The sequence below is a fragment of the Pseudomonadota bacterium genome (assembly GCA_022572885.1).
In the GTDB taxonomy this organism is placed as follows: domain Bacteria; phylum Pseudomonadota; class Gammaproteobacteria; order Steroidobacterales; family MnTg04; genus MnTg04.
On the sequence record JACZVC010000043.1, the window covers coordinates 1 to 11211 of the forward strand.

General features: G+C 54.1%; 9 protein-coding genes. 7 read left to right on the top strand and 2 right to left on the bottom strand.

Annotated features, from left to right (window positions below; genetic code table 11):
- Positions 1–394: 394 nt before the first annotated feature.
- A complete protein-coding gene (locus tag IIA05_12295) occupies positions 395–907 on the bottom strand; it encodes a hypothetical protein (protein ID MCH9027871.1) in 513 nt (170 codons plus the stop codon).
- 308 nt (positions 908–1215) lie between these two features.
- Here IIA05_12295 and IIA05_12300 point away from each other — a divergent pair, with 308 nt between their 5' ends.
- Positions 1216–1911: a M15 family metallopeptidase gene (locus IIA05_12300; GenBank protein ID MCH9027872.1), complete on the top strand. Its 696-nt coding sequence runs from the start codon at positions 1216–1218 to the stop codon at positions 1909–1911.
- A gap of 556 nt (positions 1912–2467) precedes the next feature.
- Positions 2468–3613, top strand: a complete 1146-nt coding sequence (locus IIA05_12305) for an aminotransferase class V-fold PLP-dependent enzyme (GenBank protein ID MCH9027873.1) — start codon at positions 2468–2470, stop codon at positions 3611–3613.
- Positions 3614–3722: 109 nt separating this feature from the next.
- Here the strand turns inward: IIA05_12305 and IIA05_12310 are convergent, their stop codons facing one another.
- Positions 3723–3998 (bottom strand): hypothetical protein, encoded by a 276-nt coding sequence (locus IIA05_12310; GenBank protein MCH9027874.1) that lies wholly within the window; start codon positions 3996–3998, stop codon positions 3723–3725.
- 250 nt (positions 3999–4248) lie between these two features.
- Between IIA05_12310 and IIA05_12315 the strand changes: the two genes are divergently transcribed.
- The 5 genes from IIA05_12315 (at position 4249) to IIA05_12335 (ending at position 11116) form a co-directional block, all read left to right on the top strand.
- Positions 4249–4701 carry a hypothetical protein gene (locus IIA05_12315; protein MCH9027875.1) on the top strand — a complete coding sequence of 151 codons (453 nt, stop codon included), beginning with the start codon at positions 4249–4251 and terminating at the stop codon, positions 4699–4701.
- Between the two features lie 49 nt (positions 4702–4750).
- Entirely contained in the window at positions 4751–6079 is a 1329-nt protein-coding gene (locus IIA05_12320) for a TolC family protein (protein ID MCH9027876.1), read from the top strand.
- Position 6080: 1 nt separating this feature from the next.
- The gene (locus IIA05_12325) at positions 6081–7292 is read left to right on the top strand and encodes an efflux RND transporter periplasmic adaptor subunit (GenBank protein MCH9027877.1); all 1212 of its coding nucleotides are present in this window, start codon (positions 6081–6083) and stop codon (positions 7290–7292) included.
- A 6-nt stretch (positions 7293–7298) separates the two neighbouring features.
- Entirely contained in the window at positions 7299–10538 is a 3240-nt protein-coding gene (locus IIA05_12330) for an efflux RND transporter permease subunit (protein ID MCH9027878.1), read from the top strand.
- A gap of 122 nt (positions 10539–10660) precedes the next feature.
- On the top strand, positions 10661–11116 hold the full coding sequence (locus tag IIA05_12335; GenBank protein ID MCH9027879.1) for a YbhB/YbcL family Raf kinase inhibitor-like protein: 456 nt from the start codon (positions 10661–10663) through the stop codon (positions 11114–11116).
- Positions 11117–11211 lie beyond the last annotated feature (95 nt).

The window sequence follows — 11211 nt, forward strand, 5'->3', positions numbered from 1 at the left end:
TGGATAACCAATCACTACAGTAATCTCACTGGCCAAGTGATAAATGGCCCCGTGAACGACGACAGCGCCGAGGTCATATTCGTGGGAACGATCGCTGGCGGGTCGGGTACCAGCGCCGTATCGGTTGTGGAGGACTAATTCGGCTCAAAGCTCTCGTATTTGAGAATAGAATTAGTAGAGACCCCGCGTCGGTGAGGTCTTCTGTGTCGGCTATTGGCCGAAAGCGGCCTGTCATATTGGTGGTTTCCCAAGGTTTTGAACGACCGCTACTAATGAAAGCGGCCGTTGAGAAATGAACATTCGGAAAATCGTTATCGAACGACCGGTATACGCTCAATAGCGGTCCTTCGTGTGATAGCGTCGTGAGGGGCCGCTAATGACCCAAAGCAGACATCTATTTCTCAACAGGAAAGGACAACTCAAGCATGCCGCAACCGCTTGGGTTTTCAATCGACTGTTGAACAATATCCACAACTACTGTGGCAAATGTCTCACGGAACTCTGAATTAGAAAGTCTTGTGCGGTAAAACGGTATTTCGAAAATACACTTCATTGAGTTCACGTTTCTTTGCCAATGCTCTTCAGGTAGAAAACCTAACTCATACTGGAGGTGATTGTTTTCAAATAACGACATCAAGGATTCAAATTCCCATACCAGCGCAATATATTCTTGCATAGTCAGTGATTCGGTCGTATTTGTATAGACTTTCGCCATTCCTGACAAATACTCGGGACTGTTTATTGAGCCGACGCTGAGATCGACCGACGTAGCCGTCCTAGCCTGATAAGTAACAGATAATGCGATCTCTTGGGCTTGCTTCATTTGCAATCCAACAAACAACAATGATGCGATGACACCAAACATACCGATAATCTGTAGCCACTCATTGATTTTGGTTGTGTTCACGATTTTTGCCCCCCCTAGCTGAGGTAGCCAAGAATAATGAAATACCAGCCCGATGTCCGCAGTTGGCCGTAAGCGGCCTGTCATTTTACAGATTTGATAGCGTTTTGAATGACCGGTCTTGATGAAAGCGGACGGTCAGGTATGGGCTTCCAGGAAATCGTTGCCGAGCGGCCAGTATGCGCCCGATAGCGGCCAGCCAGGTGATACGATGGCGACAGGCCGCAACTGACCCAAAACGGACATCGCTTACGCTTTCTCCTAAACTGAAAACCAACCATTTGACTTGCTTTGGTAAATCTGAAAATAGCATGAAGAAAATAACCGCATTAGTCACATTATTTGCATTCGCATTTTTTTTCCAAAGTTGTAGCCAAGAGTCTAAGCATCAAGAAGACGCCAAACAAAATTTTGTATACATCCATGAACGCAACCCGGACATAGTTCTGGATGTCCGGTATTTCTCCGAAGATAATTTCATGGGAACAAGAGTGGATGGCTATCATAAAGCAGTGATTCTGGTTAGCAAGCAGGCTGCCCAAGCATTGTCCGAAGTGCAGAAGAAGTTAAATCAGCAGGGACTGGGCTTAAAGATATTTGACGCCTACAGGCCGCAGAAAGCGGTGAATCACTTTGTGAGATGGGCGAAAGATCCGGCAGATACCCTGACAAAGAGGAAATATTACCCCAATCTCCCTAAAGACCGGCTTTTTGAGCTTGGCTACATCGCCGAAAAGTCCGGGCACACACGGGGGAGCACCTTGGATCTTACGGTTGTGGACCTTAAAACGGGAGCGGAATTGGATATGGGAAGTCCCTGGGACTTTTTTGGTGAGATATCCCATCATGACTCGTCGTTGGTAAACGAAGAGGCGACTGCCAACCGAAATCTGCTTAGGGATGTCATGATCAAACATGGGTTTGAACCTTATGCCAATGAATGGTGGCATTACACCCTTGAGGATGAACCTTTTCCGGAGAGGTATTTTGATTTTGATGTAGAGTAGTACGGATAGTTAGATTGAATCCGGTACCCACGGAAGCTCCGCCTGATGGCGGAGTATTCCAATGTCCGCTTCTGGCCGTAAGCGGCCGGTCAGATTGGTGGTTTCCCAAGGTTTTGAACGACCGCTCTTAGTGAAAGCGGCCGGTCAGATTGTAGCTTCCAGAAAATCTTTATCGAGCGGCCAGTATGCGCCCGATAGCGGCCATTCGTGTGATAACGTTCTGAGGGGCCGCTAACGACCCAAAGCGGACATGCGCGTTTTATACTGCGCAGCATGATATGCAGAACTTTTGCAAGATAATTATTAGTTAGGTGGCATATGGTGGGGCAGTTTTGCCGACGATGGTGAATCGAAAAAAAGAAATTGTAGCGTACGCCAAGATGGGATCGGTGAAGACAAATGGCATTTCCTCGGATCTATCCAGTTCTTAGGTGGGTCGCCGTGCTTGTTGGGCCGGGATCGGCAAGCAGCGGAGTGGCGCGCATTCGGAATAAGCAACAATAAGCGATTGGTTCGAGATTATCGACGTGTTGACTATCAGGTAGCGAGGTCAAAGATGGAATTGCTTGTAGAGCGTGGAGATTTTCCACTGACGGAGTCATGGTCCTACCTCAACGCGGCCAACGTGGCGCTAATTCCAATGGGCGCGGCCACAGTAATTACTGACTGGCAAACTGATCTCGCGCTCAATGGTAGCAACAACTTCGATGATCATGCCGAGGATACGGCGTTTGACGGGCTGCGTATTCAGGCGGCCCGTCTATTTAATTGTCGTACTGAAGATATTGCCGGTGGTTCAAGTTGTACTGAACTGTTGAGTTCAATCGCCTGGGCAGTGATGCCCAAAAAGCATGAGAACGTTGTAAGTACTGATATCGTATTTCCCAGTACCATTTATCCATGGAGTCGAGTTTCACACCATACAGGTTCTGAAATTCGACTAGCCAAGGGACATAACGGTTACACAAGTATTCATAAGGTGATCAGTGCTATCGACAAAAATACAGCAGTCGTATCAATTTCGCATGCCGAATATACAGGTGGACAGCTTTATGATCTGGCATCATTGGCGGAAGCCACGCATGCACATGGCGCGCTTCTCGTTGTTGATGCAACGCAGTCCGCAGGAGCTATTCCTATTGATGCACCTGCATGTGGTGCGGACGTCATTATCAGTGGCTCTTATAAGTGGTTGTGTGGGCCATTCGGTGCCGCGGTAATGTATCTCGCGCCACATCTACAAAACAATCTCGAGCCCGGGCTTGTCGGTTTTCGTAGCCACAAAAACATATGGGACCTGAGCCCTGACAGGTTGGAATATCCAGACACAACCAAAAGATTCGAGTCCAGCACGTTGGCATTCGGATGTATCAAGGGTTTGGAAAAATCTATTGAGTACTTGGTCGATATCGGTATCGAGCACATATATGAGCACAATATGAAACTGGCAGATAGACTGGTTGAGGGTCTAAACCGGCTTGATGTCGAAATTGTATCGCCGCTAGACAGATCGGAGCGAACTTCAATTGTCACTTGCCGAGTAGATGGCTGGAATTCTATGGAGGTCGTTCAAGAACTAAAAAAGCGCAAGATTGTGGCTCAAAAAAGGCAAGAATTCGTTCGTTTTTCCCCGCACTTGTATAACAGTGAAGCTGATGTTGACAGGGCAATTGCTGAGCTACAGAGTTTGCTCAAGCGTTAGCTTGAACCCGGGCCATGCCTGATGACAGCCATGAACCAGGAGTCCGGGCCGGTGAAGTATGTTCGCGCCCTCATGCTGAACAAGCCGATCCCGTATACGGGAAAATAGCTTAGTTGTTCTGCTTAGCCGCGAGTCTGGATCTGTTGCGCGAGAAATACCGCACCATGCCATAGACGCTGATCAACAGCCAGAATGCTTCAATAATGAAGGCAGAAAGATTGAACTCGTATATCAAGGATACGAGAATTAACGAAGCGCCCAAGCCATTAGTCGCTGAATATATAAAGCTCTTTGCAGATAGTTTTTCCAGCTGCAGCAGCATATAAGTTGCAAGAATCAAAACGACTCCGATAATGCCAAGCAAGTCATGCCAACCATATGTCATTGTTATTAATGTCCTTTTCTAGTTAATTGTATGCCGAACCGGCGCTTTGAAGGTGACGGCCAGAGTACCCAAGCGGGGAGTATTGTGCACATTTCAAAGTCAAGAAGCGCACGCATTGCACCTTTGTTGCTGTCGGCAGCGGTCATTATCAGTGGGAAAACCCGCCATGCGGTGTGTGTCTTTTTGTGAACTGTTCGGATTGCGGTCGCTGGTAACTTGGAGTACCCTTTGAGTTCTGAGGTGTATGTAATTGAATTTAATAGGAAACATTAGAAGCAAGCAACGCCGCTGGGCGCCCCGTGTGCTGGCGAGCTGGTGCGTGGTCTGGCTGGGCCTGGCCATGCAGCCCTGCGCCATGGCTTTCAGTGTTTCCGGGCACGACCAGGATCAACAACACCATGGCATGCATGGTGAAATTCAGGAAAAAACCAATCATTGCCCGTATTGCCCATCGATGACAGATGCGCGCGCCACTGATTGCATCGACGATGCGGCGCGCTGCGTCTACCCCGAGGACATCGATTATGACGGGCGCGTACAGCAACTGAAAAAAGCCGATGTCGGCGAATGGTTGCTCCCTGCCAGTTTCATCCCGCTTCCGGTCGCTGAATCGGTACGCTGCGATCGAGTTTCCGATTCGGCTGTATTATTGAGGCCGGGCAATCCTCCTGTCTATCTGCAGCTCTGCGTATTCCTGAAATAGCTATCTCCCCCACGTAAGCCTTTTTCCCGGCACGTTTGGAGGAGATACCATGCCATACCCACAAGGGACCGCTTCCCGTAACAAGCTTTTTCAGTCAGCCACGGCCCAGCCGTTGCCATGGCCCGCCGCCCTGTATTTTCTGGTGCTCCTGGGTTCGGCATTCCATACCGTCAGCACACAAGCGGCCGAGGCCGTGCCATTGAGCACCGATGAAGCAGAGCTCATTGCGCTGGCTGACGAACCAGGCTTGCTGGCGCTGACCGAAAGCGCCGCCGCCGTCATGGAACAATCGGTGGCCGCCGGTCAGTTGCCCGACCCGCAGATAGGGCTTGGCTTGCAGAACTACCCGATTCAGGACGGCGGCTTTAGCACGGAAGGAATGACCCAGGCCGTGATCGGTTTACGCCAGGCCTTTCCCCGGGGCGATACGCTGAAACTCAAGACCCGCCGGCTCGAGTCGTTGTCCTCCGGCCTTACGGCGGATGCCGAAAACCGCGCGCGCCAGGTCGTCCTGGCCACCCGTCGGGCATGGCTGGGCGTTTACTATTGGGAGCATGCCAAGAAACTGGTGCTCGAAAGCCACGCCCACTTTTCGGACCTACTGGCGATCACCCGATCTTTGTATGCGGTCGGCAGCCGCACCCAGCAGGACGTACTGCGAGCCGAGATTGAATTAAGCCGGCTTGACGATCGCCTGATCGAGATAAATCACCAAGTCAGGGACCAGCGTGCCCGGCTGGCACAATGGGTTGGCGATGCACACGCCACACGCTCACTGGACACAAAGCTGCCCGCCTGGAACCTTGTTCCCGATCTGCCAGATTTGGTGATGCAGCTCGACAACCATCCGGCATTGCTCGCTGCCGATGCACAGATTGCGGCCAGCCAGAGCGGCGTCGCCCTTGCCAGCGAGCGTTACAAGCCTGCCTGGGGGCTGGAGGCCAGACTGGGCCTGCGCGGCGGCGAACTGGGCAACGGCATGCCAAGATCCGACTTCGCCACCGTGATGCTGACTTTCGATCTGCCGCTGTTCCACAAAAACCGTCAGGACAGGACACTGGCGTCGGCAAGACATCAGAAGCAATCCTCGCTGGCCGCAAGGACAAAACTGGCCCGCTCTCTGCGACAGGAACTGGAATCCGAGTACGCACGCTGGACCGAGCTATCGCGGCGCATCGACGTTTATCGAGAACGAATCGTTCCGCAATCGGCGGAACTTTCGGCGGCGGCGTTGGCAGCCTACCAGACCGATACCGGCGATTTTGCGGATGTCATGCGCGCCTATATCCGTGAACTCGAATCCCGCATCGAACAGAGCAAACTGCAAACCGACAGATTGCGCTCATTTGCCGTGATCGCGGCATTGGGAGGATTTTGAAATGAACAGAGCAGGTTTTGTAATTATCCTGACCGCCGGCGTGCTGGCAGGTTTTTTTCTCGCTCGCTGGATATCGCCGGGCGATTCCGGACCTGGCCCTGATACCGCCAGCGATGAACCCGAAATCCTGTACTGGGTCGCGCCGATGGATCCCAGGTACCGGCGTGACGAGCCGGGCAAATCGCCGATGGGCATGGACCTCGTACCGGTCTACGCGGATCCTGGCGGGGAGACCGATCCCGCTGTGGTGAAGATCGATCCGGTAGTCATCAACAACCTGGGGGTCAGGACCGCCCCCGTCGAGACCGGAAGCCTGTCGCGAATCATCGATACCGTTGGCTATGTTGCCTACGATGAATCGACGCTGAGCAGGATCGCCACTCGTGTCGACGGCTGGATCGAAAAACTGAACGTCGGCAGCACCGGTGAAAGCGTCAAACGCGGCCAGGTCTTGTTCGAGCTCTATTCGCCTGCGCTGGTCAACGCTCAGGAAGAATTTGTCGCCAGCCTGGCCAGCCGGTCAACGGCATTGCGCGAAGCGTCCGCCGGCCGGTTGCGCTCATTGGGTTTTGGCAAAAACCAGATCGAGGCCTTGCAAAAAACCAGGCAGGTCCAGCAACGCGTGCGTTTTTTCGCCCCAAACGACGGCATCGTCACGCAGCTTTCGGTCCGCGAAGGCATATACGTCACGCCCGCAAGCGAGATCATGAGCCTTGGCCAGCTTGACACGATCTGGTTGATGGCCGAAGTCTTCGAGCGGCAGGCGGCATGGGTCGAACCCGGTCAGCGGGCTGAAGTCCGGCTTGACTATCTGCCGGGCAGAATCTGGCAGGGCAGGGTCGACTATGTTTACCCGGAGCTCAGCCCCGGCACGCGAACGGCTCGGGTGCGGATAGTTTTAGACAATTCGGATAAAGCGCTGCGCCCAAACATGTTCGCCAGCATCAGAATCTTTGGCGCGCCGGTGCATGACGCCATCCATATCCCGCTGCAGGCGCTGATCCGGGGCGGATCAGTCGACCGCGTGGTCCTGGCTGAAGGCGAGGGCCGTTTCCGCTCAAAAACCGTGGTGGCCGGCATCGAATCGGGTGACCGGGTCCAGATTCTGTCGGGCCTGTCGGCGGGAGAGACAATCGTAAGCTCGGGGCAATTCCTGATCGATTCCGAGTCGAATATCGACGCCGAGATCGCGCGCATGGAACAAGCGGAGTAAACCCTGATGATTGCAAACATTATCCGCTGGTCTGTCAACAATCGCTTCACGGTATTGCTGATGGCGGCGATCCTGACCGCCGGCGGTATTTACTCGATTTCGCAAACGCCGGTCGACGCAATACCAGACCTGTCGGATGTACAGGTCATCATCAAGACCAGTTACCCCGGCCAGGCCCCCCAGGTCGTCGAGGACCAGGTCACCTATCCGCTGACTACGGCGATGCTGGCGGTGCCCGGCGCCAAGAAGGTTCGCGGTTATTCCTTTTTTGGCGATTCATATGTGTACATTATTTTCGACGATGGGGTCGATCTTTACTGGGCGCGGTCCCGGGTACTCGAATATCTCAGCCAGGTTGCGCCTACCCTGCCGGCAGATGCCCGGCCTGCATTGGGACCGGACGCGACCGGTGTCGGCTGGATACTCGAGTACGCATTGGTCGATCGCAGCGGTCAGCATGATCTTTCCCAGCTAAGGTCCATACAGGACTGGTTCCTCAAATACGAGCTGCAGACCGTACCGGGTGTCTCCGAAGTCGCGACCATCGGTGGCATGGTCAAGCAATACCAGGTCGTGGTCGATCCGGACAAGCTGCGCGCTTATGGACTGAGCCTGGCGCAGATCAGGAAAGCCATCCAAAACGCCAACCAGGAAACCGGCGGGTCGGTACTCGAGATAGCCGAGGCGGAATACATGGTGCGCGCCACCGGCTACCTGCAAAGCATTGCCGATCTCGAGATTGTGCCGCTGAAGATAGCGGCCAACGGCATTCCTGTCCTGCTTGCCGATATCGCCGAGATTCGCGTGGGCCCGCAAATGCGCAGGGGAATCGCCGAGCTCGATGGTGAAGGCGAAGTCGTCGGCGCCATCATCGTCATGCGCTGGGGCGAAAATGCGTCGCGCACGATAGCTGCAGTAAAAGAAAAACTGGCGAAATTGCGAAACAGTCTGCCGGATGGGGTTGAAATCGTGCTTACCTATGATCGTTCAACGCTGATCGATCGTGCCGTGGAATCGCTATCGCGCAAACTGGTTGAGGAATTCATTGTCGTCGCCCTGATTTGCGCACTGTTTCTGTTCCATCTGCGCTCCTCCATGGTGATCATCCTGAGTCTGCCAATCGGCATTCTTTGCGCCTTCATCGTCATGAGAATGCAGGGCATGAACGCCAACATCATGTCGCTGGGCGGTATTGCGATTGCGATTGGCGCCATGGTGGATGCCGCCATCGTCATGATCGAAAATGTCCACAAGCATATTGAGCGTCGCGGCGACAAGGTCGATCACTGGCAACTCATCGCCGAAGCCTCGAAAGAGGTCGGCCCGGCGTTGTTTTATTCCCTGCTCATCATCACATTCTCCTTCTTGCCCGTCTTCACATTGGAGGCACAGGAAGGCCGCATGTTTAAACCGCTGGCCTTTACCAAGACCTATGCCATGGGGGCTTCGGCCATTCTGGCCATTACCATCGTGCCGGTTTTAATGGGTTATCTGATCAAGGGGAAAATTCTGCCTGAGGGCAGAAACCCTGTCAACCGGTTCCTGATCCGCGTTTACAGGCCGCTCATACGCTGGGTATTGCGCTACAGGAAAGCCACTCTGGTCATCACCGGCGCCGTACTCGGCTTAACCGTTATACCGCTTAAAAACCTCGGTTCGGAATTTATGCCTCCACTGAACGAGGGCGATCTGCTCTACATGCCGACGACCGATCCCGGGCTTTCTATCACCAAGGCTCGCGAAATCCTTCAGCAGACCGACAAAATCATCAAGACCTTTCCGGAAGTCGAACGTGTGTTCGGAAAAATCGGGCGCGCCGAGACGGCCACCGACCCGGCGCCGTTGAGCATGATCGAAACCACTATCACTCTGAAGCCGGTTGAAGATTGGCCGAAGCGGAAGCGCATCGACCGATGGCATTCGGACCTGCCGGTGCCACAGTTTATGCATTCCATTTTTGTGGCAATCTGGCCGGAAAACCGGTCCGTTAAAATGGATGAGCTGATTACCGAATTGAACAGTTCCATCCAGTTTCCCGGCCTGACGAACGCCTGGACGATGCCAATTAAAACCCGCATCGACATGCTGAGCACAGGCATCAAAACGCCGGTGGGCATCAAGCTCATGGGGTCAAATCTGGATACCCTGAATGCGATGGGCGCTGAGGTCCAGGCCATCGTGCAGAAGCTGCCGGGAACATTGAGCGCATTTGCTGACAAGGTGACCGGCGGCAATTTCCTCGACTTTGAGATCAACAGGGACGAGGCCGCCCGCTACGGACTCACTGTGGGCGACATTCAGGATGTCATTCAATCTGCCATTGGGGGCATGAACGTCAGCTACACGGTAGAGGGCCAGGAGCGGTACCCCATCAACGTCCGCTACGGACGCGAACTGCGCGACAATATCACCCAACTGGGGCGGGTCATTATCCCCACGCCGACCGGCGCGCAGATCCCCATGAGCCAGGTGGCGAAAATCGTCATAAGGAAGGGCGCGCCCGTTATCAAAAGCGAAAACGCCAGCAGAACGGCCTGGATCTACGTGGACATCACCGGCATTGATGTGGGCACCTATGTCAAGCGGGCACAGGCAGCTTTGGCCGAGGAACTGCGAGTGCCGGAAGGGTACTCCATTGTCTGGAGCGGACAGTTTGAATATATGGAGCGGGCCAACAAACGCCTGAAGATCGTGGTCCCAATCACGCTGCTGATCATATTCCTGCTGCTCTATATGAATTTCAAGAATATCACCGAAAGCATTATCGTCATGCTGTCACTGCCTTTCGCGCTGGTCGGCGGGCTATGGTTTACCTATCTGCTGGGGTACAACATGAGCATCGCCATGGGGGTCGGATTTATCGCCCTGGCAGGCGTCGCGGCCGAGACCGGCGTCATCATGCTGATCTATCTGGACCATGCCTACAAAGAGCGTGTGGCAGCGGGCCAGATGACCTCGCTGAAAGACTTATACGATGCCATCATGGCCGGTGCCGTGGACCGGGTAAGACCCAAAATGATGACCGTAACGGCCATTATGGCCGGCCTGTTGCCGATCCTCTGGGGCACCGGGACAGGCTCCCAGGTGATGAAACGCATCGCTGCCCCCATGGTCGGTGGCATGGTGACATCGACGGTACTGACGCTGCTGGTGATCCCCACCATCTACTACATCTGGCGGTCATATTCGATAGTAGAACCGGGGGCAGGGGAAACGGCTGTTGAGCCCGCGGATGTAAGGAAATGATGCTTGCAGCGCAGGCGAATCGCCCCTATGTTGGATGGATGCGACCCCTCTCAATGTTCATATTGGCAGCGGGATGGGCGCCGGCATTGTCGGCGTCTCTCCCTGCGCCGGGAGACACAACCATGCAGATAATCTCCAACGCTTTCACCGAAGGCGGGAACATTCCCGCCCGTTTTACCTGCGACGGCGTTGACATCTCGCCGGAACTCGCCTGGTCCGGCCTGCCGGAGGGGATCCAGACCCTGGTCCTGATTTGCGACGATCCCGACGCCCCGGGGGGGACCTGGGACCACTGGGTGATGTTCAATATTCCCGCGGCGGTAGCGGGACTGCCGGAGGACGCCAAGCGTCCAAACCTGAAAGACCAGGGCATTGTGGAGGGAACCAACAGCTGGGGGAAAACGGGCTATGGCGGACCGTGCCCCCCTTCAGGGACCCATCGCTACACCTTCAAGCTTTATGCCCTTGATAGCGCATTGACCCTCGACTCGACGGCGGCCAAAAAAGATGTGGAGCGGGCCATGGAGGGCCATATCCTCGGCCAAACCCAGCTAATGGGCCGCTACAGCCGGCAGTAGTTATTGGCTTTCATTAACCTTGGCCATTTTTCCTTTTCAAAATTGATTTCCGAAAACCCTTGACTCTGTACCATAGTCCAGACTATATATTCGGC